This is a genomic window from Paenibacillus sp. Soil787, from assembly GCF_001429545.1.
In the GTDB taxonomy this organism is placed as follows: domain Bacteria; phylum Bacillota; class Bacilli; order Paenibacillales; family NBRC-103111; genus Paenibacillus_E.
Window position 1 is genome coordinate 15260 of the sequence record NZ_LMSP01000017.1, and the last position, 16608, is coordinate 31867.

Consider the following 16608-nt stretch of genomic DNA (forward strand, 5'->3'; position numbering starts at 1 on the left):
AGCCTCATTCTCCTCGTATCACAATTGGTTGTTCTTCGGCGATATTTTCTTCGACTTCAAAATGCACGTCTATATAAATTTTACCATTCTCTGTTTTTTCATGCAAAATTTTTTCGCCGACAATTCTAGCATCTGCTCCTTCGGTTCCAAGTAATTTAGCTTTAGCCTGCTCTATGCCTGCCTTTTTAGCACTCGATGGATCAATAGGCTCCTCAACAATTTGAACTTCCATCACCTTTTCATGAAGCCAACCGAGAGGAAGTGAAAAAGACCGCCAAGCCAGCGTTTTACGCTCTGGAATCGTTTCGAAATGTTCGAATTTCTGCTTGCCATATCCGCTTACTTGCAGTGCTCTTGTCCCAAACACAAGATAATTGCGAGTCGTAGTTTCACCTGAATAAACTCTATATGTTTTTGTGAGCGGAGTTTCGATTCGGGAAGTATACCAAACGATGCCCTTTACTTTACCACTTGCAACCACCACTTGACTATTTTGTTCATCGCCAATGGTTCCAGAGATAAGCAAGTCCCCTTTTCGCACATACGTATTCGGCTTCACCATAGGTTTGCCTTTAACTGATAAAATCTCGGTAACGAGCGCGTTTTTGGCAGCAACCAAATTCCGAGGATTCATAAGCGGTCCCTTATCAGGAATCGTTGCCTCGACAACCTTGATCGTGATATGGGTACCTCGAATTTCCACACCAACCCAAGCTGCATTCGGCAGCATGCCTTGAATCTCGCGCGATAAATCCGCTTCTTTCTTCAATTTAAATTTCCATTGGAACGTATGTATGCCCTGTTTGGATGCAGCTTGCAAAATCTCCGACTCAGAGATACGATCATTCCCTTCCACACTAACTTGCCATACGAGCGAAGTCAATAAGTATAGACCTATGATGAAAGCAGCCATTCCTGCAAAAAAAACCTTTCTATGGCCCAGTCTGTCCATAAAAAAAGGCAGCCCATGCCTTTCCGTAACATGCACCCGGCAGCCTGTCCGTTTCAGGAGCGGTCTAAGTCTGAAAAAGTCTTTGATCAGGATATAAAGTTCAAGCTTCCCGTTATCTCCAGCTTGAATATCCCATATGGAGAAGCCCTTCTCCATCATGGGATTAATTAATCTCTCACAACCTTCACCTCGTATTTGAATGCGCACATAACCTCGCAAACGAGCAATGAAAAGGGATTGTTTCATGACTCAGCCTCCTGTTCTCAGTCCATTCTTTCATCTATGGTTCATATTTCACATGATCGATCAAGCCTTCAATAAATACTTCTTCTGAAAGAATAGCTCGAATAACTAATTGCTTCCCGAACACTTCTAGCGTTCCTTTCGTTAATTCGAGCTTCAAATTTTCACTGGAGAAATGAAGTACACCCCGATGATTCTCTACATAAAGCTGTACGTTGCCGATCATCGTAATTCGCGGCAAGTCCTGTACCACATCCTGAGGAAGATCAAGGATTTTGGCCGTGAACAGATTCCATTTGCGGGTCAAGCGACGCATAGCTGGGAGTACCCCCTCTAACTAGATGATCATGAATACAGAAAAAGCGCAGAGACTTTCTACCAAATTATGCGGAGAAAGCCAGTTATATGTGAAAAACCTGTAAAACAAAGAACGCCCTCTCGATCCATCGAGAGGGCGTTCTTACATGCTATTATCTGCGATAAGGCTTCTTCGATCTAGGCGGTCCGAGAACTTCAGCCCATACAATTCCTTGCAGGAGCTGATCTTGGTTCGGTTGTTCTGGAAACGGACTCTGCGTAGAAATCGCATCTGTATATACAGACGAGCTTTCAGTAATAATCTGTGTAGGTGAGCTGAATGGAGAAGCTTTCTGAGCGGGCATCGTCGAGACTGCCTTAGCTTTGTTAGGACGGCCATAATCGTCTTTCACGCGTCCCGATTGCAAGGTCGATCCTAACCCCTTCTGGTCGGATTTCTTCGCTTCTACTGGTCGCGTAGCGCCATTAGGAGCATCACCAAAGGAAGGCATCTCCGGCCTCGCCTTGGTTTCCTGATTCGCTCGCCGGCTCTTACTTCTTATTTGATAAAAAAGGGCGAATGCAATAATAACCAGATACCAGTTCTTTAAAACAATTCCAATGAGCTGTTCCATCTGATCACCTCTTCAAAACTACTATTCTTTCTCATTCTTACCATCATTTATTTTGCCAAGTGAAGACCGCATTTGTGTATCTGCATCAATATTTTTTAGATTCATATAGTCCATGACACCCAGTTTACCATTTCGAAGCGCTTCAGCCATCGCAAGCGGCACCTGTGACTCCGATTCGACAACCTTCGCACGCATTTCTACAACTCTGGCTTTCATTTCTTGCTCGGCAGCAACAGCCATCGCACGTCTTTCCTCAGCTTTAGCCTGAGCGATTCGCTTATCGGCTTCCGCCTGTTCCGTTTGTAAATGGGCGCCAATATTTTTACCAACATCCACATCCGCGATATCAATCGATAAGATTTCAAAAGCTGTTCCGGCATCTAACCCTTTACCCAGAACCGTTCGAGAAATCAAATCCGGATTTTCTAATACATCTTTGTGAGAGTCACTGGAACCAACTGTAGTAACAATCCCCTCACCTACACGTGCGATAATTGTTTCCTCGCCCGCGCCCCCTACAAGCCGGTCAATGTTGGCTCGAACTGTAACCCTGGCAATAACCTTTACTTCAATGCCGTTCTTAGCCACTGCTGAAACATTAGGTGTTTCAATGACACGTGGATTTACACTCATTTGAACGGCTAACAACACATCCCGCCCTGCGAGATCGATAGCCGCTGCACGCTCAAACTCCAAGTGAATCTTCGCGCGGTGAGCAGCAATTAAAGCATTGACAACCCGATCAACGTTACCTCCTGCAAGAAAGTGGCTTTCCAGCTGATTGACACTTAGATCAATACCCGCTTTAGTAGCCTTAATCATCGGATTGACGATCCTGCTCGGAGTCACGCGGCGAAGTCTCATGGCAATTAAAGTAATAATGCTAATTCTTACTCCGGAAGCTAGTGCCGAAATCCAAAGCATGACAGGCACAATGCTAAGCAATACCGAAAGTGCAATAATAATGATAGCCGCAACCAACACCAAATATAATCCTGGTTCTATATTCATTTATGTTCCTCCTAATATAGGGATCTTTGAGCGTAGCTCAAAGTCTCTCTGCTTTGGAATCTTTGAGCGTAGCTCAAAGTCTCTCCGCTTCTCGTACTACAACGCGTACTCCTTCTACTTCCACAACGACTATATTCCTTCCAGTGGCAATAAAGCCGCCATTCGTCACCACATCAACACGTTCACCATGAATAATTGCAGTCCCTGCCGGGCGAAGTGGAGTAATCGATTCTCCCGTCATTCCAATCAAGTAGGATCGATCTGGGCTTGATGTAAATCCTTTGTTCGTCGTTAGCTGCTCCTTCAGAATAAAACGGTTCCAAATACCGCGGTGCTTAAAGGTTTTGATCGCGAAGGAAATCGCAACGATTGCCAACAATAACGCGATACCAAGCATTACCGCTGCCTGAGTGGGATCTGAAGAGGCCATCAGAACCCCGCCAAAGAGGCATATTGCGCCTAACACACTTAGAATCCCAAAACTCGGAACGACCAATTCTAGGATAAGTAGAAGTAACCCGATTCCGAAAACAGCTATGTCACCAAAACCAGCAAAACCGGCTAAATAAAACCCAAGAAAATAGAGTGCAAAACCAGCTACCCCTGCTAAGGCGAACAATCCGCTGCTGAAAAAAAGCAGCTCCAATGCGATTCCAATGATCCCAACCACTAATAATACCGTCGCTGTAACGGGATGAGTCAGAAAGGCAGATAAGTTTTCTACAAACATCATCTTTCACTCCTTTCCCTGATCTTCCTTATCACTAATATGTACGTTGCAACACACAAACTGTTTCGTTTTAGTTGAAATGAACTGAAAAAACCTCAGGCTTTTGCCATAGGAGCTTGGGGGTATAAGGAGTTTAGCGTTCCCAGCAGTTCAATCCTCTTAGGGTTTCACCAACTTACAAGGAGACCGATTATCTTCAACGGTCCAAAATAACTGCGAAAGTGCAGGTATTCTTGCTAAAACTCGTTTAATTAAGAGGAAATGCCTGCTATTGTACAGTAATTTTTAACTTTTCCATCCAAAACGTAAAAAAGTTCACAAAAGCCTGCACCATTGCAGGAATATACGAATCTGAGTTATTCAAAGAAAAAAAGCCTACACTATTGCAGGTTTACCACAACCGAGGTCACTCCTTTTCGTTAAAGTTCGCTCCAACCCTTAACTGGAACTTTCTGTTTGATATACAAAAGACCGAGAGGACTTGGTCCACTCGGTCTTGTCTAACATATTTGTTATTAACCTAATAATTGTTGAACTAACTGATTGATAAGTTTACCATCAGCGCGTCCTTTGACCTGAGGCATCAATGCCGTCATCACTTTGCCCATATCCGCTTTGGAAGAAGCACCAATTTGCTGGATGGTCTGCTGTACAATGGCTTTCACTTCTTCCTCAGAAAGCTGTTGCGGCATGTACTCAGCTAGAATAACAAGTTCTGCCTTCAGGCTCTCGGCCAAATCATCTCTGCCGGCCTTCGTAAATTCTTGGAGGGAATCCTTACGCTGTTTGATTTCACGAGTTAGAACGTCAAGCACTTCATTGTCATCTAAGGCTCTTTTCAGATCAATCTCTGAATTCTTGATGGTAGATCTTACCATTCGAATTACGGAGAGTTTGAACTTGTCCTGACTCTTCATCGCTTGCTTCATATCTTCGTTCAATCGATCGCTTAAGCTCATATTGCCTCCTAGAACTTTCTCTTACGAGCAGCCTCAGATTTAAGCTTACGCTTAACGCTAGGCTTGTCATAATGTTTACGTTTTTTAACTTCTGCAAGAATGCCATCCTTAGCGATGGAACGCTTAAAGCGACGAAGTGCAGCATCTATAGTTTCGTTCTTACGAACTCGAGTTTCTGACAACAGTTTTCCCTCCCTCCGAACAGACCATCTAAGACAAAACGGTTCATCAAATCCCATTATAGGTCATAGTAATTAGGGTGTCAATCGCAAACCTTTCGTTTCGTGAAAGGAAGCTTAATTGTGTACGCCTAAAGGCGATAAACGTGCCCCAGCCATAAGATGATAATGAAGATGGTGAACGATTTGCCCCGCGTTAGCTCCAATATTCGTTATAACCCGATAACCAGACTCTTCCACTTCTAGTTCTCTAGCAATTTGTGCAGCCACACGCTGAATTTGCCCGATCATGTTCCAATCTTCTTCTCCCGCATCGGCTAGTGAAGCAAGATGCTTCTTAGGAATGATAAGGGCATGAATGGGCGAAGCTGGTTGAATATCATGGAAAGCAACAATTTGTTCGTCCTCATACACTTTCTTAGAGGGAAGTTCCCCCGCAATAATTTTACAGAAAATACAATCACTCATTGTTCGGCTTGTCCCCCACTTTCGTAAAAGCTACTACTTTTAATTTTATCGGAAAAGAACTAAAAAATCCAATCTAATCTACATTTAAAAATGGAATAATCGCAAAAAAAGAAACACCTCATCGACTATAAGATGTTTCTAGATTGAATGGGTTTCATTCTAATAATAATACGGTAGTAAGGATAAGGCTAGTAATCCAGCTAGTGGTAGGATTTGTCTTACAAAACGCCGTCTTGGATAGCCGTAGTATGGGTATGGATAGCCGTAGTAGGGATACGGATAGGCATAGGGTAAGAAAGCTCTCGTTTGGTCATGGTCCATCCCGCCAATCGGAACGGCTAAGTATAGATTTTCATCATCCACATCTTCCACAATACCGTCATAAACCGCACCGCTAGTCATCGTGACGCTCACATAACGGTACATATGCTTTTTACATATCTCATGTGCTTCCTGATGCATTGGCTCATCACACTCCTTTTTACCAACAGCATATTCAGCTATAGGCAAAAGGCTACTCTTTGATCGTATTTTCAGCTCATCTAAAATTTTAACGATAATGCTGACTTTTTAAGGACTGGCGCAGCTTTTTCCATTTTGCTTTCTCAGCTGCTTGTAGCCCTTTATCTTCTTTGCGCGCCAAATAAGCGAGTTCCTTTTGTAATTTTACGTAGTTATTAAATCGTTCAACAACCAAAGTCCCTTCATTTAATGCATGATTCACTGCGCAATTCGGTTCATTTTCATGCTTACAATCCTGAAAGTAGCACATTTCTGCAAGCTCTTCGATATCTTGAAATGACGTGCTTAGACCCTCCGAAACGTCCCATAATTGGAGTTCACGCATACCTGGCGTATCAATCAATATGCCTCCTCCAGGCAGCGCGATGAGCTCGCGGTGGGTCGTCGTATGCTTCCCTTTGTCATCCCCCGAACGAATATCCCCTGTGTCCAGAATATCCTTCCCATAAATGCGATTCACCAAGGTTGATTTACCAACACCGGACGAGCCAAGAAGCGCGACTGTTTGACCTGGAGTCATATAAGCAGCAAGCTCATCTAGTCCGCGGTTTTCAGCTGAGCTGATAATATGAATGGGCACACCAACCGCAACAGCCGCGACCTCTGCAGCCAATGCTTCGGGATCCTCACATAAATCCGCTTTACTTAGAACAATAACCGGATTCGCTCCGCTCTCCCAAGCTAATACCATATAACGCTCAATACGGCGTACATTAAAATCTAGATTTAGCGCTGTGAACAGAAAAACTGTGTCTACATTCGAGGCAACAATTTGCTCTTCATTGACTTGACCAGCTACTTTACGGGAAAACTTACTTTTACGTGGCAATACAGCATGGATTGTTGCTCGCTGTTCTTCTCCCCTTATGGACAGTACAACCCAATCGCCTACAGCTGGGTAGTCTTCACGCCGGAAAGCAAGATGCCGCATTTTACCCGATACCTCTGCTAGTGCTTCCCCGACTTCCGTCTGAACACGATACATATGTTTATGCTCCAAGGACACCCGGCCAACCTGATATCCCTCGTTTAGGTAAGGTTCGAATGCTTTTTCAAAAAAGGAATTCCATCCTAAATCTTCATTTTTCAAGTATTTATTTCATCCTCTCATGCGGTTCTATTCTGAAGTATAGACCGCTGGTAGCAACATCACACGGGAAACAATGATTTAGATTATTTTTTCCTTCTTCAAATTTTATGCAGATGGTCAATTAAAATGTAGACTGTTAGTCTACTTTTGCATATAATAGGAGTAAATCGATGGTTGGAATGGAGTGAGCGGATGAGCCAATTCATGAGAGCCTCCACCCGCAAAAAGCGTGATGTGATGATGGAAGTCGCTTTAACCATGTTTATGGAAAAAGGCTATGAGAATGTGTCCGTAGACGATATTATCGAGGCAACGAGATCATCGAAGGGCACCTTTTATCATTATTTTAAAAGCAAAGATGCTATTATTTCAGCCCTTTACAGCAAACAAATTCAATTGATTCAAGAATGGGTGAAACAGCCTCCCTCCAAGGTCCAATCCCTTGAAGGACATATTAATCGCTTATTCTTAGACTTAGCGTCCAACATTCATTCCTCACCACGACTAGTCCGAAGCTTACAAGCTTTATCCTTGCAAAATGAAACCGTAAAAACGGAAGAACAGCAGCAATTAAACGTACTATCGGAAAGTTTATTACATTGGCTGCCTGAACCTAGAAAAATTGAGCTTCTTGTTTGCATGTATGCGGGAACACTCCGCACTTGGTGCAATCAAGATGACGCCGATTTACTCTCCATGATGAAAAACAACTTAGCCTGGCTGTGGGTAGGTTTGCGCTCCAGCGAACCCTACGCATCTCTGCAGGTAGAACCAGTCCCCAAGGAGGAAAACAAAATGAAAGTAGCAATTATTGGCGGAGGCTTGGCAGGCTTAACAGCAGCCGCTTATTTATCTGAGAATCCACATGTCGAAGGTATCCTTTTCGAACGCAGTCCGCAGCTTGGGGGACGTGCTTTTACTTACGAAAAAGCAGGATTTACACTCAACTATGGGGCACATGCTATCTATGGAATTGATCGTCATACGTTAACAAACATGGAACGTGATCTTGGACTCTCTTTTTCTTCCAAGCAAGTAGATAAGCGCAAAGTTTTTTATGCGAAACATAATCAGCTTACACCAGCACCGCTCGACGCGATTAACCTCTTAAAAACGGATCTGCTCAGCACCATGCAAAAAGTAAGATTCGTCGGTGAAATTACCGCCATCATTGCGAATATTCACAACTTAAAAAACTACGCAACTCTTGCTGATTATTTGGCAGAGTCCAATGCGGATGAGGATGTTAAAGAGTTATGGGAGCATTTGGTTTGCTCCAACTTCTTCATTACGCCTGAGGATGCTCGCAACGTATCCGGAGCTGTAATCAGCGAATACTATCACAACTTGTTCCTCTCCTCGAAGCCCGTCAATTATATATTGGGAAGCTGGGCGGTTATTACGAACCAACTTAAGCAAAAGCTGACAACGTCCGGCAAATGGGAAATCGCCCTTCAAGAAGGCGTGGAGACCCTCCGGTATGCGGATCGCAAGTTCGTATTGCAAACCAAAAACCGTGAAATGGCTTTTGACAAAGTGATTTTCGCTATGCCGGTTCAGCAAGTCGTCAAACTTCTGAAAGGTACAGCATGGGAGCCGTTCCTAGCTCCGTATGAAACCAATACCGCAACCGAAGTCATGGTGTATGACGTTGGGTTAAGCCGTGTTGTTGCGAGACCTTTCAGCTACATCAGCGACATGGATAACAAGCTATTCATCAGCGATGTTTCCGCGACAGATCATACACTTGTACCGGAAGGCGGACAGCTGCTTCAAGGTATCGCATACTTAAGCGACCGCTTTGATAACGAGGAGCAGCGCAAAGCGTATCTCGAAGAAAAGAACCTCCAAATGGAAGCCCTATTTGATAAGCATTATCCAGGCTGGCGTGATGTCACAGCCGTGAAACGAGTTTCGAAGAAAGCGATGGTTTCGAGCGTGAAAAACATTGCTTCCAATAATCTACTGCCGATACGCGTGGAAAACGTGCCTTTCTACTTCTGTGGAGACGGCTGTACAGGTAAGGGCGAGCTTGCGGAACGCGCATTCTCTAGTGCCCGCACCGCGGCGTTATCCATTGTGCAAGAAGTTCAGCAAGCTCTTCAAAATGTTTAATCCTCTCCACATGGATGGATTATCGTAACCAAGGATAAACGACTCCGTCGTCCTTCAAGGACGAGCGCGTTTGTCAAGGTAGATGCGAAGCAAAAGTATAAAACTTATATTTTTCTACGAACAAACAACCAGCCCTCCCATTACCGGGAGAGCTGGTTGTTTTATTTATTGTTTGGTCACGCGCACATCATCAAGGTGAAGCGTAGTTCCACCAGGTGAATCCACATAAAATCCAACATCGATCTGGCCATTGGTCACCATAATATCACTTACACTGATATATTTCCAAACACCGCTGTTACTGATGTTCGCATAAATGGCAGATCCGCCATAGTTTTGAATTTCGGCTCTGGCCGTTGTCGGCGCTGTGTTCTTCATGCGGACCCAGGCTTCGAATTTGTATTTTACATTATTAACAGGAACACTAATGGTTTGATGGATGCTTTGTTGATAAGCGCCAGCTGCAAAGAAGTAAGCCCGCTTATCACCCGTCCACGGGGATTCCGGCGGATTGGTGGTTGAGCCGCTATCAACACCATAAGCAACAGCTTGCGTACTTGGATGCCACTCCACCCAGTTATCGCTTTGACTCGTGTCACGCTCGAAACCAGGATTGTCTAGCAGATTCTGCTCAGAAACCGGCGTTCCCGCTGCCGAAGTTGAAAGTAGCAGACGATCTAAGTTGATATTCCCACTGTCAGCGGCATCGTATTTAAACGCAATCGTGTTTGCCCCTGCATTTAACGTCACCGTTTGCACATTATCCTGCCAGACGTTCCAATTCGTACCAGGACTCGTGAAACTGGTTTGTCCTAGCTTGGATCCATTGATATAAGTACTCAATGTTTTCGTTGCTGCACTGCCATTCGCATATCGCAGCGCTACCTGATAGCTCCCAGCGCTAGGGACATACACGTTGTATTGCACCTGCGCGCCTGCCGCACTCAATCCGTCTACAAAACCCGTACCACTATAGCACCAATGGTTCGTGTTCAATGCACTGCCACCAGAAAGCTCAGCGCTCTCTGCTTCATACTTGCCGACGATTGGAGCAAAAGGTACCGTGATGTTGTCGATGTTGGCATTGCCCGTATCGCCAGCATCGGAGTAATACTTATAGGTCACGACATTCTCTCCAGCCGTCAGCGGCAGTGTCTCGGATTGCGTAGACCAAGTGTCCCAATTCGCAAGATTAGCGAGTGAAGTGGACTTCACTCTTTTTCCATTAACAAAAATACTGACAGATTTGGCTGAGCCTGAAGCATTCGCATAACGCAGGGAGACATTATAGTCACCGCCAATTTTTACCTTTGGATAAAAAGTGACACCCGCGCCATCATTGCCCAAACCATCTACAAATCCAGTCCCTGTATATCCTGTATGATTGGTATTAATGGAAGCCTTTGTAGCAACCGTATTGCCAGAAAGCGATGCATCCTCACCTTCGTATTGCATAGAAGTTGCACTCACTGCAGCAGCACCTGTAACTGCAATAGATTTAGAAGAAGCTGCAGCTGCTGTCACTTTCACATAGGTGACATCCCCGTAGATGTCCTTCCCAGTTGCCCAACCTTCCCCCGAAGCAGCTTTTAATGCCTCTAAGCTTGCATAGGACGTCATAGCTATGCTGTTATTCGTTACAGAAGTTCCGGCAGAACCGTGCAGCTTAACGATATAGGATTGAAGAGCTGGCGTGTAACTGCCACTCTTTGCATCTAATGTAAAACTTAGCGAACCTGCACCATTATCCTGCGCAGTCATATTTTGCTTAAAGTAAGTACCGCCTTCGTAATTATAACTGGAACCATCATCATCGTAATACGTGAAACTTGACTGTGTCGTATCCGGAAACACATCCACGTCAACGGAAGTGACGGAAGCCTGCCCAACGTAATCCTGCACTTTCTGCGTAGGAATAATGGCACCTTTTTTAATAAAGAGAGGCATGTCTGTTAATGTGTCCGGATTAACCGAATATCGGATGGTTTGACCGCCAGTTATTGCATGACCTCGCGCATAGTCAATCCATGAACCAGATGGCAAATAGATATCTTTACTTGTCTGCTGTTTATCCACCACAGGCGCAGCTAGCAGCCAGTCACCGAACATCCAAGCATCCGTGTAATTTTTGACGGACGCATCTGTCGGATATGCTTGCATCAATGGTTGAACGAGCCCATTCCCATTCTCGTAAGCACTTCTCTCATAAGCATACATATAAGGGATCAGGGAGTACCTCAGCTGAATAGCTTCTTTGGAAGCCTCCTCTGCCGTCGATCCGAAGTACCATGGCTGACGCTGCTGATGATTGTTCCCATGCACACGGAAAACAGGTGTTAAAGCGCTGAATTGCATCCACCGTGCATATAAATCGGGATTCGGGTTGTTCGTCGTGCCATCCTGCTGATTAAATCCGCCGGTATCCATGCCCCATTTCACTTGACCATTGTTCACGGAAGATAGCATAACTGCCCTTTGTTCCTGCATCCCGGCAGCCCAGTTAATCCGTTCGCCTTTATTGTATTGAATGCCAATATCGCCAGACCAAAGCGTTGTCGCATACCGCTGGTCACCTGGGTAGAAAGTTCTAGCTGTTTGCCAAACACGCTGCGCTCCACTCGTGTAAGCACGCTGACCCTCGTACATAGTCTGAGACATGTGGCCTGTTGTGAAGTTGCCAAACCAATACGAAGCTCCACCCGATGATACTTTATCCGTCTCGTCATTCCACCAACCAACGATCCCTTTATCGAGTGCATCTTTGGAATGATTCCAGAACCAGGTGCGTTCGCTAGCATTATAAGGGTCGATACTTCGCACAGTTACAGGGATGAAATAATCCTGATACTCGTTATGGCCCGGATAAAAGTAACCACCTTTTGTCGCATCCGTTCCTTGGGTCGTCACATTCGCAGAAGCATCCTTCGTAACGATGCGGGGTTTCGTAATTCCGATCATTTTGATGCCTTTAGCATCCATTGTTGTCTTTAGAGAAGTCGTCGAAGCAGAAGGGAAATTAGTCGTATTCCACGCAAATTCTCCATAGTTGGTTTCCCCGTACTTTTTCCAGTCATAGTCAAAGGCGTAAGCATCTATGGGGATATTTTTGGCACGATACGTATCTACATTATTCGTAAATTCCGTTTGATTCGTATCCCACTCAAAGTTCATGAATCCAAGCGACCACTTAGGAAGCATCGGTGGTTTCCCTGTGATTTCCCCAACGCCGGTCATAATTTCCTTCGGGGTTCCGAGCATAATATAATACTCTACGTTTTGTTTCGCATAACGACGTCCCTCAGGAGGAGTCCCGCCATAATAAAACTCCATTTGGCCAGTTGTGCTATCTGTATAGGGGTAACCACCATCGCTATCGACTAATAAGCCATAACCCGCTGTACTCCAAATAAGCGGACCACCGGAATCTCCCTGTTCACCTGCATGGGCGGCATGATTGGATGAGTTCCGGAGCAGGTCGCCCCCGCTATCAAAAGCATTGAAGCTCCGGATGCCATACATATTATCCCCTGTGGCATGAACGAAGCGCACACCGTCTGAGAATACCCCTCCACCGGATGGTTCCCAGAATAGCGTAGTGCCGTCAGCCTTTTTCACCGTCATTCGAACCGGATTTTTGGTAATCTCAATCTTCATATCGGAGGTCGTGATGGTCATTGGATTGGTTGCTGTGTTGATAGTAGCTCCTACAGCTGACCAAGTTTTGTTTGGATCCAGCATCGGCGTCTTCTCACTTGGCGCTATGCTATTCGGACGATAATCCACCTTCAAGATACCGTTTTGCACCGCTTGTACAATCAAGAGGTCATCACTCGGCTCTGCACCATTATCAACGGTTAGCGTCAAGGTATCCCCGGTGACACTCGAAGAAATGAGATTCCCAAGGCTGCTGACATAAGCCTGTGCAGGAGAAGCAGGAAGCAAGGTAAGGGGTGAACCAAACAACGTAAACGCTGTAAAAAAAGCAAGGATACGTGGAATTTCTTTGTTTGGTGGACTCATCAATGATACTCCCTTTCGATTAGAAATGAAGGGAGGGACATGCCCTCCCTGCTATTTATTGCTCTACAATCGCGATGTTATCGAGATTAATGCCGAGTGAACTGGTACCATCATAGCTGACTTTCACCGTGTTAAGACCTGCACTCAGCGAGATGTTGACGGTAGCTGTCCCCCACGTATCCCAGTTCGTAGTTTGCGGTAAGGCAAGGTCCGTCACCTTGGTGTTATTCACATAGATGGCTCTTGAGCCATTACCTGCACCAGAGGAATACCGAACCTTCATCGTATAAGTACCTGCGGCTTTGACGGAAACATCAAAAGTTACATTGTCTCCAAGGGTCTCAAAGCCGTCCACAAACCCTGTACCGGTATAACCCGTATGGTTCGTGTTCGTAGAAACACCGCTTTGCGTGCCGAATTCAGCCTCGTATTCCACCTTGTTGATGCCATCTAGCACAACGGATTGGGCAGATGCACTTGAGCTAAGCTTGACGTAAGTGAATTTCTGTACCGCGTCGTAGTACCAGCCTGTCGATGCTCCTGTTAGGGCGGTTAAAGTATTGTACTCTGTCATCCCAGAACCCCCTACTGTTACTGAAGAAGGCTTAGTCGTAAACACTTGCAATGTCTTCGTAGAATTAATAGCTGGAACAGTCACTGTTTCTTTATTCAACCCATATTGCTCTGTAGACGTTATAGTTTTCACTGAACCGCCAATATCATCATTCCAGTCATACGTTGTTGTCCCAAGCGGATAAATGCGGAATGCGAGATTGGTGTAGCTCGTCAAGCTGTTGCCAATAGTCCCACCCACTTGATATTGCGCGTTCAGATTCATCGGAAGAATGCTGCCTGACTTGACAAAAACCGGTAGATCATCTATGCCGGCATTGTAGCTGATTGTACGACCGCCAGGACGCTGAGCACCGAACCAGAAATCAATCCAATCCCCCTGCGGAAGATAAATACTCTTGTTTGTTTCCCCTTGATTCATGACAGGAGCAACAAGTAAATTACCCCCGAACATATACTGCTGCGTCAAACCGTACGTGTTCGTGTCCGACGGATACTCAAGCGCCATGGCGCGCATCATCGGAACGCCAGTATCACTTGCTTTCTTTGCTTCGCTATAAATATAAGGAAGCAAATTCATGCGCGTATTCGTATATTTGGCAAAATGGCTAATGATCGTATTGTCGCCCGTACGCGCCTGCGCGTTCCACGGCGAACGCTCCTCGTTAATGCCGGAGCTGCCGTTAGACTCGGAATGAAACTGCATAACCGGTGCAAAAGCGGCCATTTCAGTAGCTCGTTTATACAACTCAGCCGTTGGATAAGTGCCTGTGAAGCCTGCCATATCCCAGCTCCAATAAGGAACTCCAGACATACTTGCCGTGAGCCCTGCATTCACAGCTTGTTGAAAAGCACCAAATGTTGACTCCTGGTCACCGGACCAGAAAATCTGATTCGCCTGTGCACCTTGTGTGCCAGAACGGCTGAAGGAGACTGCATCAGCCTTCTTTGATCGCGCGTACTCGTTATATGCCTTCACATACTCATTTGGGTATTGATTGCGCATTTCATCGCCCTTCTTACCGTTTGAGAAGGTATTCGAGCGGCCCCATACCATTTCACCGCCATCTGTTTTGAAGCCGTCGATACCGACACCATCAAACAGATAAGCGCGTTTAGACATCCACCAGTTTTTGGCGGCCGTATTCGTAAAATCAAGCAGCAAGCTGTTCTCGAACCATTGTCCTGTTGGTATCCGGTATTGGCCTCCACTGCCGTTACCCACGGCATAATTCTGAGCAGTCATATAGGCTTCATCATTATCTTTCTGGGTATAAGGCGTTGAAGTCCATTTTTGAATAGGGACCTGCCAGAGCACCAGCTTCATCCCATTGTTATGCACATTGTCTGCCATCGCTTTTGGATCCGTCCATTTCCCAGTTGTTGGGAAAGTGAAATCGGTATAGGCATGCGCAGCGCTGCCCGTTTTTGGGGTATATGTGGCATCATTGAAAATGTAAAATGTATTCTCATCACTCCACTGTTCAAGCACAACTGCCGTTGCCGGAATATTGTTGGTGTTCGCGTTATTAATAGCCGTATTCACTTTGCTTTGACGATCCCACTCGTTAGCTGACATCCATAACCCGAAAGCCCATTTCGGCAGCGCTGTTGGCTTACCGGTAATGTTAGCATAGTTGCCCACCACATTTTTCAAATCATTTCCGTAAATGAAATAATAATCCAGTGTCGAGGCAGCACTACCCCCTGTATCAGCCGTAAAGCTGAACATATCAGTGCGTTCGGTTGCCAACCGGAATTTGGAATAATACGTGGAATTTACGAAGATGCCATATCCGCTGCTGTTTAGCATAAAAGGGATTGCCATATAGGTGCGGTCATTTTGATTCTTATACTGATTGAACACGTAGGTGTCTACATCATTTCCGCGTTTACGGAAGTTGTTGTAATGCTCGCCAAAGCCAAAAAACTCCTCGGAAGCCGGCGAATAAAAATGATCTTCTACCTTGTCAATGACGGTACTGCCATTGGTTAACCAGGCAATGTTACGATTCGTGGTGCTGTCATATTGACTGGCAATCAAGGTCGTTCCATCAGGCTTATACACACTAAGTTTGAAAGGATTCTTATCCACCTTCACCTTCAGCTTGGAGGTTGTAAGCCATGTGGTTGAGGCAGTATCCGAAACCGTGTAATTACTAAGCCCACTGCTTAACGTTCCTGTTCCCGTTGGAGAAACCTGTACACGAAGCACATCATCCGCTGAAAAAGAAAGGTTGATCTTCGGCGTCAAAGTGCCGGTATTCGGTACTGCATTCAGCACAACACGATTCGTATTATTCGTAATGGAGCTGACACTGCTAACGGACTCCCATCCAGTTACTGTAAAAGTAAAAGGTCCGATCATCTTCTCATTCGCGCCATCTTTGTTGCCATGAACGGTATAACTGATCACATCGCCTTTAGCAAAAGAGCCAAGGTTCGCTTCCCAGTAAGTGTTGTTGCCGCTGTTGTATTTGTAAGCTGCTCCGACAGCAGCTTGATTGACACCATTTTTCGTCCAGGTTACCCAAGCCGTTTGTCCAGATTCAATGGGCCACGTCGTAATTTTGATATACACGGTGTCGCCTGCAACGGGATCTCTTGGACTACGCTCCGTCGCCTGAATCTCGTATAGATCATCGATTCCGTTTGGCGCATGATAAACACCGTCAATGGCATAAATAGAGGGGACGAAGAGACTGAAGCAGAGCAAAAAAGAGAGAGAAAATCGGAATGGTACAGATAATTTCCTTACATACATAAACGTTTCCCCTTTCGTACCGAAATTTGTTTGCTAAACACAAACGACTT

Annotated in this window: 13 protein-coding genes; 1 reads left to right on the forward strand and 12 read right to left on the reverse strand. The window is 45.3% G+C overall.

Features of this window, described 5'->3' with window-relative positions; translation table 11 throughout:
- Positions 1 to 4: 4 nt before the first annotated feature.
- From yqfD to rsgA, 10 genes are all read right to left on the reverse strand, one after another.
- Complete coding sequence (yqfD, locus tag ASG93_RS17620; RefSeq protein WP_056833858.1) at positions 5 to 1198, reverse strand: sporulation protein YqfD; 1194 nt, start codon at positions 1196 to 1198, stop codon at positions 5 to 7.
- 34 nt (positions 1199 to 1232) lie between these two features.
- The gene (gene yqfC / locus ASG93_RS17625; RefSeq protein WP_056833859.1) at positions 1233 to 1511 is read right to left on the reverse strand and encodes a sporulation protein YqfC; all 279 of its coding nucleotides are present in this window, start codon (positions 1509 to 1511) and stop codon (positions 1233 to 1235) included.
- Between the two features lie 154 nt (positions 1512 to 1665).
- Positions 1666 to 2127, reverse strand: coding sequence for a hypothetical protein (locus tag ASG93_RS17630; RefSeq protein ID WP_056833860.1), 462 nt, complete (start codon positions 2125 to 2127; stop codon positions 1666 to 1668).
- A gap of 21 nt (positions 2128 to 2148) precedes the next feature.
- Positions 2149 to 3138, reverse strand: coding sequence for a flotillin-like protein FloA (floA, locus tag ASG93_RS17635; RefSeq protein WP_321166689.1), 990 nt, complete (start codon positions 3136 to 3138; stop codon positions 2149 to 2151).
- A 73-nt stretch (positions 3139 to 3211) separates the two neighbouring features.
- Positions 3212 to 3871, reverse strand: coding sequence for an NfeD family protein (locus ASG93_RS17640; protein WP_082614945.1), 660 nt, complete (start codon positions 3869 to 3871; stop codon positions 3212 to 3214).
- 512 nt (positions 3872 to 4383) lie between these two features.
- Positions 4384 to 4827, reverse strand: a complete 444-nt coding sequence (locus ASG93_RS17645; RefSeq protein WP_029195881.1) for a GatB/YqeY domain-containing protein — start codon at positions 4825 to 4827, stop codon at positions 4384 to 4386.
- An 8-nt stretch (positions 4828 to 4835) separates the two neighbouring features.
- Positions 4836 to 5009 carry a 30S ribosomal protein S21 gene (gene rpsU / locus ASG93_RS17650; protein WP_029195880.1) on the reverse strand — a complete coding sequence of 58 codons (174 nt, stop codon included), beginning with the start codon at positions 5007 to 5009 and terminating at the stop codon, positions 4836 to 4838.
- A gap of 114 nt (positions 5010 to 5123) precedes the next feature.
- A complete protein-coding gene (locus ASG93_RS17655; protein WP_056833862.1) occupies positions 5124 to 5474 on the reverse strand; it encodes a histidine triad nucleotide-binding protein in 351 nt (116 codons plus the stop codon).
- A gap of 159 nt (positions 5475 to 5633) precedes the next feature.
- Positions 5634 to 5936 (reverse strand): hypothetical protein, encoded by a 303-nt coding sequence (locus ASG93_RS17660; protein ID WP_056833863.1) that lies wholly within the window; start codon positions 5934 to 5936, stop codon positions 5634 to 5636.
- 88 nt (positions 5937 to 6024) lie between these two features.
- Positions 6025 to 7086: a ribosome small subunit-dependent GTPase A gene (gene rsgA / locus ASG93_RS17665; protein ID WP_056833864.1), complete on the reverse strand. Its 1062-nt coding sequence runs from the start codon at positions 7084 to 7086 to the stop codon at positions 6025 to 6027.
- Between the two features lie 192 nt (positions 7087 to 7278).
- On the opposite strand from rsgA, the gene ASG93_RS17670 reads away from it, so the two are divergent.
- Positions 7279 to 9201 carry an FAD-dependent oxidoreductase gene (locus ASG93_RS17670; RefSeq protein WP_056833887.1) on the forward strand — a complete coding sequence of 641 codons (1923 nt, stop codon included), beginning with the start codon at positions 7279 to 7281 and terminating at the stop codon, positions 9199 to 9201.
- Positions 9202 to 9366: 165 nt separating this feature from the next.
- Here the strand turns inward: ASG93_RS17670 and ASG93_RS17675 are convergent, their stop codons facing one another.
- Together ASG93_RS17675 and ASG93_RS17680 are read right to left on the reverse strand one after the other, a co-directional pair.
- A complete protein-coding gene (locus tag ASG93_RS17675; protein WP_056833865.1) occupies positions 9367 to 13221 on the reverse strand; it encodes a TIM-barrel domain-containing protein in 3855 nt (1284 codons plus the stop codon).
- A gap of 55 nt (positions 13222 to 13276) precedes the next feature.
- On the reverse strand, positions 13277 to 16558 hold the full coding sequence (locus ASG93_RS17680) for a TIM-barrel domain-containing protein (protein ID WP_056833866.1): 3282 nt from the start codon (positions 16556 to 16558) through the stop codon (positions 13277 to 13279).
- Positions 16559 to 16608: the final 50 nt, after the last annotated feature.